The 17,766-nt window shown below is 60.3% G+C and carries 20 protein-coding genes; 9 read left to right on the top strand and 11 right to left on the bottom strand.

Features of this window, described 5'->3' with window-relative positions:
- The first annotated feature begins 120 nt into the window (after positions 1-120).
- From AF71_RS04730 to AF71_RS04720, 3 genes are read left to right on the top strand one after another with little or no spacing between them, the layout of a single operon-like run.
- Positions 121-903 (top strand): adenosylcobinamide-GDP ribazoletransferase, encoded by a 783-nt coding sequence (locus AF71_RS04730; RefSeq protein WP_169680206.1) that lies wholly within the window; start codon positions 121-123, stop codon positions 901-903.
- A gap of 18 nt (positions 904-921) precedes the next feature.
- Positions 922-1,137, top strand: coding sequence for a DUF1289 domain-containing protein (locus AF71_RS04725; RefSeq protein ID WP_026371463.1), 216 nt, complete (start codon positions 922-924; stop codon positions 1,135-1,137).
- Positions 1,134-1,835, top strand: a complete 702-nt coding sequence (locus tag AF71_RS04720) for a TIGR02281 family clan AA aspartic protease (RefSeq protein WP_018854779.1) — start codon at positions 1,134-1,136, stop codon at positions 1,833-1,835. Before AF71_RS04725 ends, AF71_RS04720 begins: the two co-directional genes overlap by 4 nt.
- Before the next feature lie 10 nt (positions 1,836-1,845).
- On the opposite strand, the gene AF71_RS04715 is transcribed toward AF71_RS04720, so the two are convergent.
- From AF71_RS04715 to AF71_RS04705, 3 genes are all read right to left on the bottom strand, one after another.
- Positions 1,846-2,607 carry an ABC transporter permease gene (locus tag AF71_RS04715; protein WP_018854778.1) on the bottom strand — a complete coding sequence of 254 codons (762 nt, stop codon included), beginning with the start codon at positions 2,605-2,607 and terminating at the stop codon, positions 1,846-1,848.
- Positions 2,604-3,530 carry an ABC transporter ATP-binding protein gene (locus tag AF71_RS04710; protein ID WP_169680204.1) on the bottom strand — a complete coding sequence of 309 codons (927 nt, stop codon included), beginning with the start codon at positions 3,528-3,530 and terminating at the stop codon, positions 2,604-2,606. Before AF71_RS04710 ends, AF71_RS04715 begins: the two co-directional genes overlap by 4 nt.
- Before the next feature lie 397 nt (positions 3,531-3,927).
- Positions 3,928-5,244: an extensin family protein gene (locus AF71_RS04705; RefSeq protein ID WP_169680202.1), complete on the bottom strand. Its 1,317-nt coding sequence runs from the start codon at positions 5,242-5,244 to the stop codon at positions 3,928-3,930.
- A 325-nt stretch (positions 5,245-5,569) separates the two neighbouring features.
- On the opposite strand from AF71_RS04705, the gene AF71_RS04700 reads away from it, so the two are divergent.
- Both AF71_RS04700 and AF71_RS04695 read left to right on the top strand, forming a co-directional pair.
- A complete protein-coding gene (locus AF71_RS04700; protein ID WP_246733584.1) occupies positions 5,570-6,577 on the top strand; it encodes a diguanylate cyclase in 1,008 nt (335 codons plus the stop codon).
- Positions 6,578-6,694: 117 nt separating this feature from the next.
- Positions 6,695-7,114 (top strand): DoxX family protein, encoded by a 420-nt coding sequence (locus AF71_RS04695; RefSeq protein ID WP_112647841.1) that lies wholly within the window; start codon positions 6,695-6,697, stop codon positions 7,112-7,114.
- A gap of 81 nt (positions 7,115-7,195) precedes the next feature.
- On the opposite strand, the gene AF71_RS04690 is transcribed toward AF71_RS04695, so the two are convergent.
- From AF71_RS04690 to AF71_RS04660, 7 genes are all read right to left on the bottom strand, one after another.
- On the bottom strand, positions 7,196-8,605 hold the full coding sequence (locus AF71_RS04690; RefSeq protein ID WP_169680198.1) for an aspartate aminotransferase family protein: 1,410 nt from the start codon (positions 8,603-8,605) through the stop codon (positions 7,196-7,198).
- Between the two features lie 113 nt (positions 8,606-8,718).
- Complete coding sequence (locus AF71_RS04685) at positions 8,719-8,934, bottom strand: hypothetical protein (RefSeq protein WP_018854771.1); 216 nt, start codon at positions 8,932-8,934, stop codon at positions 8,719-8,721.
- A gap of 258 nt (positions 8,935-9,192) precedes the next feature.
- Positions 9,193-9,351 carry a hypothetical protein gene (locus AF71_RS04680; protein ID WP_167354909.1) on the bottom strand — a complete coding sequence of 53 codons (159 nt, stop codon included), beginning with the start codon at positions 9,349-9,351 and terminating at the stop codon, positions 9,193-9,195.
- A 127-nt stretch (positions 9,352-9,478) separates the two neighbouring features.
- Positions 9,479-11,140: an alpha/beta-hydrolase family protein gene (locus tag AF71_RS04675; protein ID WP_018854769.1), complete on the bottom strand. Its 1,662-nt coding sequence runs from the start codon at positions 11,138-11,140 to the stop codon at positions 9,479-9,481.
- Between the two features lie 55 nt (positions 11,141-11,195).
- On the bottom strand, positions 11,196-12,218 hold the full coding sequence (locus tag AF71_RS04670) for a linear amide C-N hydrolase (RefSeq protein WP_246733588.1): 1,023 nt from the start codon (positions 12,216-12,218) through the stop codon (positions 11,196-11,198).
- 87 nt (positions 12,219-12,305) lie between these two features.
- Positions 12,306-13,133, bottom strand: coding sequence for a hypothetical protein (locus AF71_RS04665; RefSeq protein ID WP_246733583.1), 828 nt, complete (start codon positions 13,131-13,133; stop codon positions 12,306-12,308).
- Between the two features lie 137 nt (positions 13,134-13,270).
- Positions 13,271-15,091, bottom strand: coding sequence for a methyl-accepting chemotaxis protein (locus AF71_RS04660; RefSeq protein WP_018854767.1), 1,821 nt, complete (start codon positions 15,089-15,091; stop codon positions 13,271-13,273).
- 320 nt (positions 15,092-15,411) lie between these two features.
- On the opposite strand from AF71_RS04660, the gene AF71_RS04655 reads away from it, so the two are divergent.
- From AF71_RS04655 to AF71_RS04640, 4 genes are all read left to right on the top strand, one after another.
- The gene (locus tag AF71_RS04655; protein ID WP_018854766.1) at positions 15,412-15,795 is read left to right on the top strand and encodes an acyl-CoA thioesterase; all 384 of its coding nucleotides are present in this window, start codon (positions 15,412-15,414) and stop codon (positions 15,793-15,795) included.
- 2 nt (positions 15,796-15,797) lie between these two features.
- A complete protein-coding gene (locus AF71_RS04650; protein ID WP_018854765.1) occupies positions 15,798-16,388 on the top strand; it encodes a hypothetical protein in 591 nt (196 codons plus the stop codon).
- Between the two features lie 69 nt (positions 16,389-16,457).
- On the top strand, positions 16,458-16,904 hold the full coding sequence (locus AF71_RS04645; protein WP_018116196.1) for an SRPBCC family protein: 447 nt from the start codon (positions 16,458-16,460) through the stop codon (positions 16,902-16,904).
- A gap of 1 nt (position 16,905) precedes the next feature.
- Complete coding sequence (locus AF71_RS04640) at positions 16,906-17,229, top strand: metalloregulator ArsR/SmtB family transcription factor (RefSeq protein ID WP_169680301.1); 324 nt, start codon at positions 16,906-16,908, stop codon at positions 17,227-17,229.
- Positions 17,230-17,262: 33 nt separating this feature from the next.
- Here the strand turns inward: AF71_RS04640 and AF71_RS04635 are convergent, their stop codons facing one another.
- Positions 17,263-17,616, bottom strand: coding sequence for a DMT family protein (locus AF71_RS04635; protein ID WP_018116323.1), 354 nt, complete (start codon positions 17,614-17,616; stop codon positions 17,263-17,265).
- Between the last annotated feature and the right edge of the window lie 150 nt (positions 17,617-17,766).

Below are 17,766 nucleotides of genomic sequence, written 5' to 3'. Positions count from 1 at the left end.
TTGGTCGGTAACTTGTCTTTTCGCTGCAAATCAGCTTCTTTCGTCGCAACTCTCTTAAAGGCAGGCGCCGAGGCGAACAACACCTAAAGCGCTGCATATGGTCGCGGGGTCGGGGTCAGAATGAATATCGGAAACTATGCGGCCGACCTTGCTCGTGCGGTTGCCTTCCTCAGCCGTATTCCGATGCCGTCTTTTGCCTTCGCCGACTTTAACGGCAAGCTTGACCGCGCCTCCCGCGCCTTCCCCGCGGCGGGCATTGTCATCGCACTGCTGCCTGCGCTCGTCTTGCTGGTCATGCTTGGCCTGCGCGCCGACCGGCTGATGTCGGCCTTCGCCGCGCTTGCCGTCCAGGCGGCATTGACCGGCGCGCTGCACGAGGATGGCCTCGCCGACTGCGCCGATGGCCTCGGCGGCGGGCGCGACCGCGATCACGCGCTTTCGATCATGAAGGACAGCCGCATCGGGACCTACGGCGCGATCTCCTTGATTCTGTCGTTTGCGCTTCGCGCGGCGGGACTCGCCGCTGTCGCACGAGAAGCCCAGCCCATGGCTGCAGCCCTTGCCATTCCGGCGATCGCCTGTATCAGTCGCGCCGCGCTCGTTTGGCACTGGCATCGGCTGCCGGCAGCAAAACCCGATGGTGTGGCGGCCGCCGCGGGACAGCCGGGCGAAGGTGCGATGCACATGGCGCTCGCCACAGCCTGCCTTTTCGCGGCCCTGCTGCTCTGGCCGAGCCTTGGCCTCCTGCCCCTCGTCTGCGCCCTTCTCGCCTGCGGTTTATCCGCCATGGTCTTCACGCGCATCGTCCGTCGCAAACTCACGGGACACACCGGCGACACGCTTGGGGCTACCCAGCAGATTTCGGAGATCGCCGCCTTCTGCGCCCTTGCCATGGCTTTCTGAAATCTCGATATAGATTGCATGCAAACACCCTGCATCCACGTCTGCTCAATTGATCCGGAAACCGCCCTGTGCACGGGTTGCGGTCGCACGCTTCCGGAGATCGGCGGTTGGATGTCCTTTTCCGACGAAGAGCGCCGGCTGCTGATGACCTTGTTGCCAGCGCGGCTTGCCGCAATCGGATTGGCGACCCCATTGAAGCCCACCCAGCAGGCCACAGCGGAGCAGTGTGCATGAACCGTCTGACGATCGTCCTTGCGGTCCTTGGCCTCGGTCTCGCAGTCCTCTTGTTCAGCGGCGACACGACCCGCGTCTTCGGCATGCGAACCGATGATTTCGGCCGCTTTGTCTATCTGCTTCCGATTGCACTAATGCTGGCCGCCGGCATCTGGGCGAGGCGCACGAGCGCGAGCGAGACACTGCGCAATCTCATGATCTGGCTTGTGCTGATCCTCGCTCTTGCGACCGTGTATCTGTATCGCCAGGAAGCGCTTGGCGTCGGTAACCGCCTGCTGGCCGGCCTCGTGCCGGGGCGTGCCGTTGTCGTGACGACCAGCGAGGGCGGTCAGGAGGTGATCCTTCACAAAGTCCTGAACGGCCACTACGAAGCCTATGTCACGGTCAACGGCCAAAGCATTTCCATGCTGGTCGATACCGGTGCCAGCATGATCGCGCTGTCCCGCGAGGATGCGGAGCGCGTTGGCATCATCCCGGAGAATCTCGATTATTCGATGAGCGTTATGACTGCCAACGGCCGCGCCCGCGCAGCCCGCGTGACGCTCGCCGAGGTCGCGATCGGCCCGATCGTTCGTCACAACGTCCCGGCCAGCGTCGCTGAGGACGGCAAGCTCGACCAGAGCCTGCTCGGCATGAGCTTCCTCTCCACCCTCGGCTCCCTCCAGATCCAGACGGACGAACTGCGGATGCGAGACTAATGGCCTCGGTCTAGCTCCGCAGCCTGTATCCCGTCTTGAAGATCCAGCCCAGGCTACCGAGGCAAATCAGCAGGAAGAGCGAGATCATCCCGAGGCTGACCAGCGGATTGACGTCGGCAATGCCGAAGAAGCTCCAGCGGAAACCACTGACGAGGTAGAGCACCGGATTGAAGTGGCTGACCGCCTGCCAGAACGGCGGCAGCATGTTGATCGAATAGAAACTGCCGCCAAGAAACGTCAGGGGCGGCACGACCAGCATGGGGATCAGGTTCAACTGTTCGAAGTTGGCGGCCCAGATGCCGATCATGAATCCGAAGAGGCTAAAGGTGATCGCCGTCAGCAGGAAGAACAGAACCATCATGACAGGATGCTGGATCCTGATATCCACGAATAGATTCGCCGTCAGCAGGATGATCACCCCGATCATCAGTCCCTTCGTCGCCGCCGCACCGACATAGCCAAGCAGGATCTCGCTCATGGCCACCGGGGCCGACAAGACCTCGTAGATCGTGCCGGTAAACTTCGGAAAGTAGATGCCGAACGACCCGTTGCTGATGCATTGGCCAAGCAGCGTCAGCATGATCAGGCCGGGCGTGATGAACGCGCCGTAGGATACCCCCTCCACTTCCTGGATCCGCGAGCCGATCGCCGCGCCGAAAACGATGAAATAGAGCGACGTCGAGATCACCGGCGATACGACGCTTTGCAGAAGCGTCCGGCGCGTGCGCGCCATCTCGAAGAAATAGATGGACTTGATGGCTTCGACGTTCATTTCGCTCCTCCCACGAGCGCCACGAAGATGTCTTCCAGCGAGCTCTGCTGCGTCGAAAGATCCTTGAAGTGAATGTTGTGCTCGCTGAGCCGGGTCAGCAACGTGGCAACGCTTTCCTGTTCTTTCTCTGCATCGAAATCGTAGATCAGGCGGGTGCCGCCTGCGACGAGCGAGAGGCCGTTGCCGGCAAACCGATCCGGCAACGCCTGCAATGGCTCGGTCAATTCGAGAATGAGCTGCTTGCGGCCAAGCTTGGCCATCAGCGCCGTCTTGTCTTCCACCAAAAGCAGCTCCCCGCCGTTGATGACGCCGACACGATCGGCAATCTCTTCCGCCTCTTCGATGTAGTGTGTCGTCAGGATGATCGTGACGCCTGAGCGTCGCAGCTTCTCCACGACATGCCACATGTCCTTGCGCAGCGTCACATCCACGCCCGCGGTCGGCTCGTCGAGGAAGAGGATTTGCGGTTCATGCGACAGTGCCTTGGCAATGAGCACGCGCCGCTTCATGCCACCGGACAGCTGCCGCAGCATATTGTCTTTCTTGTCCCACAGCGACAGATCGCGGAGCACCTTATCGATATGCCCGGGATTGGGCCGCTTGCCGTGCAGCCCGCGGGAGAAGCTGACGGTATTCCACACGGTCTCGAACTGGTCCGTGGTAAGTTCCTGGGGAACAAGGCCAATCATCGAGCGCGTCGCCCGGAACTCCTTCACCACGTCATGGCCATCGACCGTGACCGTGCCACCGGTCGGATTCGTGATACCGCAGACGATCGAGATCATCGTTGTCTTGCCCGCCCCGTTCGGCCCGAGCAAGGCTAAAATCTCACCCCTCTCGACATCGAGATCAATGCCCTTGAGCGATTGAAATCCGTTGGCGTAGGTCTTGGTGAGATTTCGGATGGAAATGATGGGGGCCATGAACTCTTCTGACATCTGCGGCGGGAGTTGCTGGGGCGCTATATATCCGCTTTGAGTAGTTTTGACATCCCAACACAGGTGAACAGAGTATTCACTTGCGTGAAAAGGCGCGCGGGAAGAAAAGATCCTTCGCGCCTTCAGCGAACCCCAAAGCAGAAGATGTCATCAGACGGTGATATTTCTGATCCATAAAGACGGCGAGGCAAGCAAGCGCTCTCCGTCCCGCCGCACCCCTTGCGGAGCCGCCGTCCGAGCGATCTCGTTACGCTCCTTTGCTTCCTCGACATACAGTAGAGTGTATTACCTATGATGACATGAGATGACAGGATCCGGCTGGGCGGCCGTCGCCCGCGCCGCGTTCGCATTGGGGGCCGGCTCTCGGGCCGGCCTTTCCTTTTCAATCGCAGTAGACCCTACCGCTCTGGCGTGCGCGCAGATCGAAGTGAAAATGGTTCCAATGCTCTGGATTGCTGCCCGGTCCGAGCACCGTGTTGAAGTACTTGCAGCTGTCGCTGCGCACGGCCTGCAGCAGCCTGCCCTCCCGGAAAGAGAATAACCCTTTCTTGCGCACGTCGATCGCGTGACCGCTCTTCAGGACAAACTTGCCGACATCGATTGCGTTGCCGTGAGCGTGCTCAGACATCGGATTGTAGCGCTGCCGGCTGTTGTTCATGCGGCGGCAGCTATATCCGCCGAGGGGCTGGATGGTCTTGATACCGGACCAGTAGCGAAAGCGGGCGGAAGGCGCGAGCTCGTTCTTGACCCATTTGGCGAAGGCGAGCGTCACCTGGCAATTCAGCGTCACCGCCGGCCGGACGCCGATATTGCCTGACAGGCCCTGCAATGAGATCGGGTACGGCACCTGGCAGGCCGGCCCGTTTGAGATCGGCGGCTTCTCGGTATAGACGACACCCATCCGCTTCAACTCACGGCGACAGGCAAGCTCCGAGGCTGGCATTACGCTCGGATCAGCGGGCGCGACCGGTTCGCTCATCATCGGCGCGGTCGGGTTGTTCGGTCGCAACATGGCGACCTCGTTCTCTTCGGGCACGCGCGCCGGCGCAACCACCCGCCTTCCGTCATTCCAGACAGGTGCGTTACCCATCTGCGCCTGCGCCGCGGGCGCAGGGATCCGCGCGCTGTTAAGCTGGGTCGGATTTTCGGTGCCGATGCCATCGACAACGGGCTGGTCGGACTGGCCCTCGGCGATCTGCTGCTGTTGCTCCTCTGCCAGACCGACGACAGGCTCCGCCCCCAGTTCAGCATCCATATTGACGCCACCGGTAGGCACGGAAAGTGGCTGCGTTCCGCCCCAGGTCGAAGGCTGGTTTCGAAGTGAGCCGGCAGCGCCCTGCGCGCCCGCCATCGCCTCGTCGCTGTCGATCATTGGCAGTCGCCCGGGCTGCGCGGATGCCCGTAGCGTCTGACTGCCACTGCGGCTCTCACCTGTTCCAGCAAGATTGGGGGTGTTGAGATAATCCACCGATCCTGCGGCATCGCTGACAGGCGCGTTTGCGGCCGGATAGGCCTGCTCGCTCGGCGCTGTCTGCATTTGCGGCACAGGTGCACGGCGGCTTGCCGGAGAGATCGATCCCACCCGTGTTCCATTGTCCACCTCGCCGGGCGGAATAAGGCCATCGGTGGAACACGTCACCAGGGCTGTCGATAGCAGCACGGGCAATACGTATTGCCGAAGAATGGGAACAAACGCCATACTCTCATCGCTTCCGAGGAACGGCAGGGATCTAAAACTTGAGCCGAAATTTAACGATGAACGGTGAACGAAAGCTTACCCCGATCGCGACTGCCGCCCCCAACTCCCGAAACCGAGCCCGGACAGCACCTATCCAGGCCAAGGACAAGACGCTGGCCCGACACGCAGCTGTCACAATTTGGACATAGCCGCCCTCGACAACACACGTTGCCGCATGCTGTACAAAAACGAAATCTTAAGTCATTCCAACGATTATAAGATTGAGCCATCCAACGTCGGACCGGGTATGAGTTTCTTCGCTGCTTTCGTCAAAATCGCAGACCCGATGGCGTCATCCCGAGGTAGCAGCGAGGCTGCCGTGGCGGCGCTGGAACGCCAACTCGCGGACAAGGAGCGGCAGCTCGAACAGCAGGCGGTCGCCCTCGCGCACAGCCGGAAGATATTCGATCGCTCGTCCGAGGCCGCACGGATTGGCGTATGGGAATGCAGCCTACCCGACAATCAGCTTGTCTGGACCAAGATGGTCTACGATCTCTTCGACCTGCCACATGAGGCGAATCTCGACCGCGCCGAGATCCTGAAATGCTACTCTAGAGAATCGCTTTCCGAGCTTATTCGTCTCCGCGGCCGAGCGATCGAGGAGCGGACCGGATTTACGCTCGATGCCGAGATCCTCACGCCCAAAGGCCATACGCGTTGGATTCGCATCACCGCGACCGTTGAGTGTGAAGACGATGTCCCCGTCCGGATCTTCGGCATGAAACTCGACATCACGGCTGAAAAGATGATGTACGATCAGATCCGCTATCTGGCGGAATTCGACATCCTGACCGGCCTGCCGAACCGCGCGCAGTTTCAGACCGCGCTGCAGCGCCTGCCTCTGCGCTCCGTTGGCGGCAATGCCGCTGCCCTGCTTCTGATCGACCTCGACGGCTTCAAGGGCATTAACGACACCTTCGGCCACCAGGCGGGCGACGATTGCCTCAAGGAAACGGCAGAACGGTTGCTCGCAGCGTGCGCGGGGGCAGACCTCGTGGCACGGATTGGCGGCGATGAGTTCGCGGTTCTCGTCAGCGGCTACGACAGTGTCGAAAGCGTCGCCGCGCTCGCCGGGACAGTCGTTCGGCGCCTCAACCGCTCTATCGAACGGAACGGCGCCAAAATGGATGTCGGCGCATCCGTCGGGGTTGCCTTCCACGACGCATCGCTGCGTTCTGACATCTTCGTTTGCGCCGACGCCGCGCTCTACAAGGCGAAGAGCGACGGCAAGAACCGCTTCCAGGTCCACCAGGCTCCCGCCTGCATCGACAATCCAAAGATGGACGCCGCCTAACCTCTCCCACGCATTGACCGAGCAACGTGCCTTCTGAAACGCTGGCGACGGATGCACGCGTCTGGACTATACTACAGGCTGACTGCGGTCATCGGCAACGTGCGTCAGGAGTGACATATGGCAGACAGCAGATCCCCGGTCGCCCCAGGCGCACGCGACATTGCAATATTGATCGGCCGGCTGCTTCTCGCCTGGATCTTCCTGCATGAAGGCGTCTCGCTGGCGTTGAATTTTTCAGGCGCCGTCGAGATGGCCGCGCAATTCGGCTTGAGCGTTCCCCTGCTTGTGGCAACGATCGCACTCCAGATCGGCGCCGGCCTATCTATTGCGGGCGGGCTCTTGACCCGCTTCGGCGCAGCCGCCCTGGGCCTGTTTTGCGTCGCAACCGCCACGCTCTACCACACGAACTTCAGCGACCAGAACGAACTCCTTCATTTCGAGAAGGACCTGGCCATTGCTGGTGGGATGTTCGTGCTCGCCGCGGCGGGAGCCGGCGCTCTCTCGATCGATCACTGGCTGAGGAGCCGCGGGCAGTAGCGCCGGTCGAACTAAAAAATATGAACACCTACCCTCGTCGCCGATCCGTCGCGAAGATTATTGCGCGAAGTCACCATGCGGTCACGCAGCATCGCACCGCTCTCCCCGATAGGCTCTCACGATCGCCTCGACCGCCTCCACCGCCTGGGCAGTGTTCGTCTGGTAGTTCGTGACTGACAGCCGCAAGACCTGCCTGCCGCGCCATATCGCGCCACCGGCAAACAGGGCGCCTTCCCGCTGCAAGGCACCGATCGTTCGCTTGGTCAGCTCGTCGGCCTGCTCGGCCGGCCAGTCCGCTCCGAAGCGCACTATCACTTGGTTGAGCAGCACATCGTTGGCGATCGCAATTCCCGGCTCTTTGGCAAGCGCCTGCGCTATGGATGCCGCGACGTCACTGGCGCCATCAACCAAGGCCTCGATGCCCTGGCGTCCGAGATGCCTGATCATCGCCCACGTGGCAAAGCCACGCGCGCGCCGCGACAGCTCCGGCACATAGTGCGAGGGATCGCGCTCGCCTTCGCTGGCAAGCGGCAGATAGCTCGCCGATATGGTCATGGCCCGCCGATGCGCGACTTCGTCGCGAACGATTGCATAGCCGCAATCGTATGGCGTCTGCAGCCACTTGTGCCCGTCCGTCGCCCAGCTGTCCGCCTGCTCCACGCCTGAAGTGAGATGACGGCGCCGTGCCGATACCTGCGCCCAGAGGCCGAACGCCCCGTCGACATGCACCCATGCGCCTTTCGATTTGGCGATCGGGATCAACCTGCCGAAATCATCGCAGGCACCCGTATTGATCTGCCCGGCCTGGAGGATCGCTATGCGCGGGCCAGAGACATCAGCAACGGCCTGTTCGAACCCTGCCGGCACGATACGCCCCTGATCATCGGTCGGGACCCGTATCACGCGGTCGTGGCCGAGACCGAGAAACTGCAAGGCAGAAAATACCGTCGTATGCGCATCATCGCCGATCAGCACTGAAATGGGCGGCGCTCCGAACAGCCCGTTGGCGTCGGCATCCCAGCCGGCGCGCAACAGCACCTCGCCTCGGGCCGCCGCCAGGCACGTGAAATTCGCGACGGTTGCGCCGGTAACGAAACCAACTGAGGCCTCTAAGGGGAGTCCGAGCAGCTGAAGCAGCCAGCGCCCGCCCACTGTTTCAACAGCCGCGGCCGAAGGCGATACCGTATGGTTGCCGGCATTCTGTCCCCACGCACTGGTAAGGAAGTCAGCCGCTACCCCCATTGGGTGAGAGCCACCGATGACCCAGCCGAAGAAGCGAGGGCCGGTCATCAAATGCAGTCCGGGCTCGGCCGTTGTTACTAGCTCGTCAAGTACGTCGACAAGTGGCGATGGCTGTTCCGGCAGCGGAGCGGCGAAAGCCTCCAGCGAGCCGGCGTAATCCCGCAACGGATGATGAGGCCGACTATCGATCGTGTCGCGAAAGCGCGCGGCGTGGTCGGCAGCGATTGAGAACAATTCCTTCGTGCCCATGCGTCCGCCCCCCCAACATCAGGCAGTTGAGCCTTCGATGGCGGAGAATAGCCTGAACTCAGTGCCGGAGCCAGCTAAACGGCTCAACCCACCGACGGAACGCTTTCAGATAATCAGGCGCCTGCACTGCGAAGTGCCACGGGCGCCTCGTGTTTCTCGCTGCCGTAGAGCTCGTTCATGATCTTGGCGACTTCGACGGCATAGCCTTCCGTCAAGCCGTGCAATATCTGCCCGCCGAAGGATGCGGGCTCCTCGGTGTCGTTGTCCCACACCATCCAGAGATCGAGCGGGTCGCAAATGACGTCGTAGCGTAGGTCGGAACTGTACATGGTAGATTGCCTCGATAACCCCACCCACTTAACCCACTGACTCTTAACGTCCTCTTGCTTTGGATTAGCAATTAGGGTGAACGATTTTTTGTGCTGGTGGCCGGAAGCCCAGAAACGACCAGGACAAAAACGGTTCCTGATCCTGCCGGAGCTCTCGCAGCGATGTCGCCTCGCGGCAGGTAGGCCCTGAATACAAGTTGCGACGCCCTTCAGAGGCGCTCGCGGCCGTCGGCACAGAGCAAATCCAAGGTCCCCGTTTTATTGCGCAGGGACGCTCCCCGTAACGATACGATCCGTTTTCATCACGTCCATCTGCGGCCAGTTGGACGCGGCTTCGGTCGCCGGACGGCTACCGACTGCCAGAATTGTGATCAGACCGGCCACGATGGCAGTCACAATCAAGCCGCTATAGGTCATGTTTCGAGCCTCAATGCTGTGGTTTCCCAGCCACTGCGGCGCAAACTGATACGAGAGCCTAAATGAAAGCATAATGAACGTGGTTAACGCACAGCCTTTCCGTTCTTGACCGGCGTGTTGTGGATAACTAATCGGCAGCACTGGCCTGCGCGGACCGCTCTTGGAACAACCGCTTCAACGCATCGAGCTTCTCAGCATCAATCTTCGGGTCGGTCACAGCGACCCAGCCATCGATATAGTGCTGGGGCGCATAGACGTGACCGTACCCCATGGGAGAGCTCGTGGCGATTGCCACGTCGACCAGCAATTGCAGCATCGTCAGCGCGGGAAACCAACGCAGGCTCGGCGAAACATCCGGGCCGCGCGGACGCCTCATCCATGCCGGCTCCCGATAGAAGGAATAGGCATCGAAGAAGGTTATTGGGTCGCTGGCATATTGCAGGTAGACGATGCGAATGGGTCCCCAGGTCGCCCCGGGAATATCCAGGTGGTTCGTCTGGTTGGTAAATCGGATGAGGGATCCGTCGCGGAACTGCGGCAGCCACGCGGGCGATTGGGGATTGCGCGCCGCCGTCACGTCTCGCCACATCCTGCTTTCAAAAGGGGGCCCGCTCCACAAAGCCCCCTGAAACGGATCCGCGACAATGTCGAATATATCGGCAGATACCTGCGAATTCAGCGCGCCAAGGCTGAGGCCATGCAGGTAGAGCTTCGGTCTCTTGTCTCGTGGCAAGGTCGTCCAGTAGCCATAGACTTCCCGAAACAACGCCTTGCCTGAGGCCGAGCCATATTCCGGCTCAACCAGCAGCGATAGCCAACTCGCCAGATAGGAATATTGAAGAGCGACGCTCGCCACGTCACCGTGATGCAGATATTCGAGCGGGTCCATCGCCTGCGGGTCGATCCAGCCGGTGCCGGTCGGAACGATGATGACGAGAAGCGAGCGTTCGAACGCGCCCTGCCGCTTCATCTCCTCGAGTGCGAGCTTTGCGCGCCCCTCGATCGTTTCAGCGTTGTTCAGGCCCACATAGGTTCGTATCGGCTCGCGCGCAGGCGCCTTCCAGAAATCGCTGATCTCGGCCGCTGTCGGTCCCGAAGCGATAAACTGGCGTCCGCGACGCCCAAGTCCCTCCCATGTGACAAGCGAGGCAGTGCTCCCGGTCTTTGCCGGGTCATCTGGCATCGGCACGCCCGTTTCCACAAGCGCGTCGACGCTGCGGAACGAACTATCAGCGAGATGCAATCCCGCCCGCAGCAATACGCCATCCACGACCGACCAGAAGAGTGCGATCGCAAGAACACCTGCGATGACCTGCGAGACGCGGCGCGGAACGTATCGTGATAGCCATCCCGACAGGAACAGACAGGTGAACCGAAACAGCCGGCCGATCAGAACAGCAACGAAGAAGGTGACGATTGCGACGAACGCGACGCTGAAGGGTTCAGCGGTATCGACGCGCTCCATGTGCCACAAGTCGCGAATGGAATTCTGCCAGTCGACAACTCGCCGAAGGAAGATTACGGCCAGCACGACGCCGAGTACGCAAACGATCAGGTTGCCGCGCAGCCTGCCAACACCGGGGACCCGCAGTTCCAGGTACTTCCAGAGCCAGCTGAAGGCCACCCCGAAGAAATATCCCACGGCCGCGGCAATGCCGGACAACACGCCTTGAATCAAATAGGAGCGTGGCATCAGGCTCGGCGTCAGCGACGCGGCGAAGAAGATGAAGCCAAGCGCCAACCCAGGCGTCGAAAGCGATACGAACAGGCGCAACAGCAAACGTTTCATGCGTTCCCTCTCATGCGTCTTGCGCCGGTAAAGGCAGCACGACCGCCCAGCCTGCCTACATCTGAAGTCCGAGGAACTTGAACGGCTGAGAGTCCTTGAACTCCTTTGTCGCGTCCCCGGAATAGGTGTGGTCCTGGTTCTCGCCCAGGTCGAGTTTCTTCACTTTACCGCTCCCCTTGGAGAAGTCGATTGCCTTGAGATCGACCCAGAACGTATTGGGTGTCAGGGCCGACTCGAAGAAATACAGCATGCGCTTGTGGTCGACGACGGTCCGCCAGCGCGTCGACGAAATGTTCGGCTCTTCGGGCGTGTTCAGGCCATAAGGGACCGAGGTGTTTCGAACGACGCTGAAGACACTCGCCAATGCCCTGTTGGGGTCCTCATCCTTGGGAATGGCATTCACATAGAACGAGGCGCGCGCGAAACGGTCGGACGCCCGATTTGTGCCCGGCAGCATGACTGTCCCGCCGATCTGCTTCCAATAGGTGTTCAGCGCCAGTTGCTCATCGAAGGTCGGCGAATTCGTCATCACCTGGTATTTGCGGTCGTGGTGAATGACCTGCTTGCCCTTGAGATATTCGACGATCGCGCTGTCGCCGGTCTTGTCGGACATGGATAGATGAAGCGTCGTGAGCCGGTTCTCACCTGGCACGTTGTCGCTGACAATCGTGAAGGGTTCCTTTTCCAACGCCGCTACAGCCTCGTCGACGGTCGCAAAGTTATCGAGCACATACTGCCCCCACGCGGCGATCGTCAGGCCGGGCTTGCTGTCCTTGTCAAACTTCGGATACTCGGATTCGACGAGCCAGAGCAGATTGACATTAAGGCCCGCCTCGTTGAGCCCATCGGTCGTCGATACGTCGTATCCCGTCGCAACGACGCTGCCGTATTTCGCGGTCCACTTGATCGAGTTTGGCCCCGCCTCACCATTGCGTTCAATGCCGCGCGGCAGCACCCACAGGTTCGTGGCAACGTCGCTCTTCCAATCCATCGACCGCGCGGTGATGATATTGCCGTCAGGGCCGAGATAGACCAATCGCGTGCAAGCCTGAGCCGCCGATTGCCCGAAGACCATCATCGATCCGAAGGCGAACGCAACAAGCGAACGAGCCAGAGGGTTATTGCCGAAGATCATCCGCTACTCCATTCGTTGTTTTGAACTGAACTAGAAGCGCATCGAGAAGCCGACGACCGGCCCATGTTGGCTGACATCCCAGCGAAACTTGTTCGCGCCGGTGAAATCGTCGTTCTCATAGTCCTGATACAACAGACGATAGCCTGCACGCAGGATCGTCGGCTTGCCGAACATCTCGATCCGGTACCCGAGATACGCCTGCGCATTGACGCTGACCTTTGAGCCGACATCGAAACCGCCGACGTCAGCCTCGGCAAACAGGTTCCAACGGTCGGTGAGGTCGGCGTTCATTCGAAGGCCGATGAATGGATCGGCCCAGTCAGAACTCTTCGTCGAACTGACGCCAAAGGCAGAAACGTCTGCCTTCAGTTCTGTCCAGCGAACGCCGACTGTCGGCTCGAAGGATATTGTGCGCGGCTTTCCAAAGACGGTCTGCCCGCCAAGTTCTACTTCATACGCTTTGAAAAACGCCCCCGCAGCAAGTGTCGTGGTTTTTATGTCGATCCCGATCTCATGCGCGAAGACCCGCTCATCCTGGCTTGTCTGAACATGCTGCCCGTCGAAGTAGACACCCCATTTGCCGTTCGTGACTTCGACGTTGCCCATCAGCGCGAGATCGAGATGGTCGAAGATTTCAGAGAACGGCACGTCCACGTCGGTATCGAAGCCGGCAAGCGACGCGTTGCCTTTCAGGGAGGCTGCCCACACATAAGGGCTGACAATCACTGCCCATTTGGGTTCCGGCTCCATGCGTTCGGCATCAAAATCGGCAGCCCTGGCTGCCGAAAACACAATCGACGATAGGCAGAAAACGAGACTAAAAAGGCTCCTCGGCAGGCAAGGCGAGAATCGAAGCATTCTTAGCCTCCGTTGGGGACGCCATGCACTTTACTATCTGAAAGCGCAAATTCAAGGGACGCACGAGGGAGTAGACGCAGACAAGAGGGCTCCCGAACACCGTCCGGGAGCCCTCTTCCTCCTTAGGGATTTACCGTTCAGGCCGCGTACGACATGCGTCCGGCGCTGGTTCCGCCGGCAGCCCGTAGTCTGAAATTGGCAAGCAACGTGCTCAACTGCCGGCTTTCGTCGGCCAGCGTCTGGCTTGCAGCCGTGGTTTCCTCGACCATCGCGGCATTCTGCTGCGTCATCTGGTCCATGTGATTGACCGAAGTGTTGATCTCGTTGAGCCCCGTGGCCTGTTCGCGGGCCGCAGTCGCGATTGAAATGACGTGATTGTTCACGCGGTTGACCAGTTCCTCGATTTCGAGCAACGCATCCCCAGTCGAACGCACGAGCGTCACGCCGTTGTTTACCTCGCTTGCCGAGGTGCTGATCAGCACTTTGATCTCCTTCGCTGCATTGGCGGAGCGCTGTGCCAATTCGCGCACTTCCTGTGCGACCACGGCGAACCCGCGTCCCGCCTCGCCCGCGCGCGCTGCCTCCACTCCGGCATTGAGTGCGAGGAGGTTTGTCTGGAAGGCAATCTCATCGATGACGCCGATAATCTGGCCGATGCGGTTCGACGAATCCTCGATCCGGTTCATCGCGGTGACTGCGTTGCGGACGATATCGCCAGACTTGCCGGCGCTGGTCTTGGTTTCCGCCACCATCTCGCGGGCTTCTGCTGCACGTTCGGAAGCGGTCCGCACCGTCGCAGTGATCTCGTCGAGAGCTGCCGCCGTTTCTTCCAGCGCAGCCGCCTGCTGCTCGGTACGCTTCGACAGATTGTTGGTCGCCTCGCTGATGTCGCCGGCGCTGTCGTTGACGACGCTGGTCGACTCCGCGATCGCCCGGATCACGCCGTTCAGTGCGTCCACAGCGGAATTGAAGTCGGAGCGCAGCTTGGCATAATCCTGGCCGAGATCGCCGATCGACACGGTCAGGTCGCCCGCAGCCAGTTTCTCAAGTCCCGCGCCGAGCGACTGGATCGCGAAGGTCTGGCGATCCGCTGCCGAGCGCCAGTTGGCCTCGTTGCCGCGACGCTCCTCCTCGATCTGCAACTGGTGCTGGCTCTCGCGATCCCGCATCAGGGCCCGCTCGCGGACGGAATCCCGCAGCACAAGGAGAGACTTCGCCATGGCGCCGATCTCGTCGCGCCTATCGTGGTCGACAATATCGACGGCGCCGGCTTCATCGGCAATGGCGTTCATCGCACCCTTCAGCCGGGCGATCGGCGCCGTGACGCTGCGCACAATCCCGAAGGCCACGGCGATAATCACGATCGCGCCGACGAGGCAGGCGCCTGCGGCCCAGATCGCATTCTGGCGATAGAGCGCCGCAAGATCGTCAGCATAGACGCCGGTACCGACCACCCAGCCCCAGGGCTCGAAACCGACCACGTGAGAATATTTCAGCACAGGATCCGCTGCACCCGGCTTCGGCCAGTAGTAGTCGACGAAGCCCTCACCGCTCCTCTTCACGGTGTTGGCGAACTCGACGAAGATGAACTTGCCAGTCGGATCCTTGTTCTGCGACAGGTCCGTTCCGTTCAGCTCCGGCTTGATCGGATGCATGATCATCGTCGGATGCATGTCGTTGATCCAGAAGTAGCCGTTGTCGCCGTAGCGCATGGCCGAAATCACTTCCTTCGCTGCACCCTGCGCCTGCTCCCGCGTCATCGCGCCGGATTGTTCCAGCTTGTAGTATTTCTGGAAGATGGCGATGGCCGTGGCATCCATTTGCGCAAGACCGTGCTTGCGCTCGCTCTCCAGCTTCGCGTGCGAATAGTTGAGGAAGAAGGTGATCGCGAGCACCAGAATAGCCAGTGCCAGTGCCACAAGAGAATAAAGGCGGGTAGAAATCTTGACGTTACGCATTGAGCCCCGGCAGTTCAGAATTTAATAATGGTCGAATACTGCTATGCGGGTCTTACCGGATGGTGAATTTGAATTGGATTTTATTGAACTGCCGTATGGCGAGAGATTTCGCCAGGGACTCACTTCTCGCGACAAAGCATTGATTTATTTCAACAAGCTTCCGCCCATACAAACACGCTAGGTAAGATCTTATAGAACTATGGTAGCAGTCTGCGGCGTTGTACGCATCGCCACCGGACCAGGCCGCGTTTCGCTTTAAAGGCATCTGCGCTAGGGTCCCTCGGAATCGTTGTCCCCGTATCACTGAACAGGAGCCTTTCATGACCGACGCCAAGCCGAATGGCGCGCTGACCCTTCGCACAGTGGCCATGCCGGCCGACGCCAATCCAGCCGGCGACATTTTTGGTGGCTGGGTCATGGCACAGATGGACCTTGCCTCGGGCATCACCGCATCCGAACGCGCCAAGGGCCGCGTCGTCACCGCTGCCGTCAAGGAAATGGCCTTCGCCCTACCGGTGAAGATCGGCGATACGCTGTCAGTCTTCACGACAATCGAACGCGTCGGCCGCACGTCGATCACACTGTCGGTCGAGGCCTGGGCGACCCGCGCACGATACAACAACATGGAAAAGGTGACGGCCGCGACCTTCATCATGGTCGCCCTCGACGAAAGCGGCCAGCCGACGCCGGTTCCCGCGGAGTAGGCATGGAAACGGTCGCCTCGCCGGAGGTCTTTCTCCACATCAAGGTCGTGATGGGGATGGTGATCTCGCTTAGCCTTGCGCGGCTGCTGACCGGGATCGCCGGCATTATCCAACACCCCGGAAAGGCGAAGCCCTATGCCGTGCATCTCGGCTGGGCGGCCTCCATGTTCCTCTTCATCATCCACATCTGGTGGTGGGAGTACCGGCTGCAGGCCGTACCGGTGCTCCATTTCGGCGTCTATTTGTTTCTCATCTGTTTCTGCGGGCTGTTCTTCATGTTGTGTGCCCTGCTCTTCCCCGCTTCGCTGGATGAGTACGGCGGCTACGAGGAATATTTCTACTCCCGCCGCAAGTGGTTTTTCGGCACGCTCGCCATCACCTATGCTGTCGACATCGTCGATACGGCGATCAAGGGAGCCGATCACATCCAGTCGCTCGGCTGGGAGTTTCCGGCGCGCAACGTCGTCTACATCGTACTCTGCTGTATTGCCGCCTGGACCGGAAGCCGCCGCTTCCACACTGCTTTTGTCTGGCTCAATCTCGTCTATCAGATCAGCTTCATTTTCCGCATCTACGATGTCCTCGGATTATGATGTGCAACTTTTTGGTTGCCAATTGGTCGCGGATATGCGATTAAAAAAGGCAACCAGGAGGTTGCTGATATGTCTGATCGCATCGAGAAGATCATCGAACTGAACGCGCCCGTCGAACGCGTCTGGAAGGCCATCACCGATCACCGCGAGTTCGGCGAATGGTTCCGCGTCCAGCTGGACGGACCCTTCGTGCCGGGAGAGAATTCGACCGGCCACATAACCTATCCCGGCTACGAGCACATCCGCTGGCAGGCGACCGTCAAACGCATGGAGAAGCCCGAGCTCTTCTCTTTCACCTGGCATCCCTACGCTATCGATCCCGATGTCGACTATTCCGGCGAACCGCCGACCCTCGTCGAATTCCGCCTGGAGCCGACGCCGTCAGGGTCGCGCCTGACGGTGACGGAGTCAGGTTTCGACAAGGTCCCGCCGCATCGCCGCGAGGAAGCCTTCCGGATGAACGACGGCGGCTGGGCCGAGCAAATGAAAAACATCAAGGAATACCTCGATCGCTAACATTGAATTCCGCCGCGACAATGCGGCCCCCCTGTTTGCCGCCTTGGGAGACCCGACGCGCCTGTCGCTGCTGACAACCCTCAGCGACGGGTGCGAGCGCTCGATCGCCGGCCTCTCCGCCGGCACCGAGCTTACCCGCCAGGCGATAACGAAACACCTGCATGTGCTGGAACAGGTCGGCCTCGTCCGCTCCACCAAGGTCGGGCGGGAAAGCCATTACGCCTTCCAACCCGATCGGATCGGCGAGATGCGCGCGTATCTCGACAGCGTCTCCCGGCAATGGGACGACGCGCTCGAGCGCCTGCGCGCGTTCGTGGAGCGTTAGGCCCCTGGCGTGCAGCAAGCCACCAGTCAGACCTCAGGCGCGGAAGATGAACGATGCGCCGATCGCGATCAGGGCGAAGCCAATGGCGTGGTTCCACGTCAGGTTCTCGCCGAGCCAGAAGACGGAGAAGCCGGAAAAGACGATAAGCGTGATCACCTCCTGCATCGTCTTCAGCTGTGCCGTCGTATAGACGGCCGAACCGATACGGTTGGCAGGCACGGCAAGGCAGTATTCGAAGAAGGCGATCGCCCAGCTGACGACAATGGCGATATAGAGCGCCGCGCCTTTGTGCTTGAGATGCCCGTACCAGGCGAAGGTCATGAAGATATTTGAGGCGAAAAGCATGACAACCGGCCAGATGGCGGTTGGGCTAAGGGCAAAAGGCATGGTCGATTCCTGGAGTTAAAGGTGGCGGCAGCATGTATCGCCAATTTTCTGCTCCGCAAGGGGTTACCCCATCTTGTCGCCTCATGCACGCCCGGTAACTGAAATCGATGCCCGTCAGCCAGCCTCAAAAGCACAATCCATGATTGATGT

This window comes from Rhizobium sp. 57MFTsu3.2 (assembly GCF_012932765.1).
Classification (GTDB): Bacteria; Pseudomonadota; Alphaproteobacteria; order Rhizobiales; family Rhizobiaceae; genus Rhizobium; species Rhizobium altiplani.
Note: the sequence above shows the minus strand (reverse complement) of the source record. Positions and strands in the feature narration are given on the sequence as shown.